Origin of the sequence: Mesorhizobium sp. M8A.F.Ca.ET.207.01.1.1 (assembly GCF_004794715.1) — a bacterium.
Lineage (GTDB): Bacteria > Pseudomonadota > Alphaproteobacteria > Rhizobiales > Rhizobiaceae > Mesorhizobium.
This window is the reverse complement of the sequence record NZ_SRUS01000596.1, coordinates 1-280: the sequence shown is the minus strand read 5'-3', so window position 1 is coordinate 280 and position 280 is coordinate 1. Positions and strand designations below refer to the sequence as shown.

The 280-nt window shown below is 62.9% G+C and carries 1 pseudogene; it reads right to left on the bottom strand.

Annotated features, from left to right (window positions below):
* Positions 1–37: 37 nt before the first annotated feature.
* A pseudogene (locus EN850_RS35990) lies at positions 38–280 on the bottom strand (dihydrolipoyl dehydrogenase); the annotation flags it as partial.

The following is a 280-nucleotide window of genomic DNA, read 5'->3' as shown; positions in this document are numbered from 1 at the left end:
GAAACCGGGGCTTTTCGTTCGGAACGGCGCGGGCGCCTTACTTCTTCTTCGGCATGTACAGATCGGTGATCGTGCCGTCGTAGATTTCCGAGGCCATCGCCACCGACTCGCTCAGCGTCGGGTGAGCGTGGATGGTGTGGCCGATGTCCTCGGCTTCCGCACCCATCTCGATCGCCAGGCCGATCTCGGCCAGCAGGTCACCGGCATGCACGCCAACGATCGCGCCACCGATGATGCGGTGCGTCTCTTCGTCGAAGATCAGCTTGGTGAAGCCCTCGGT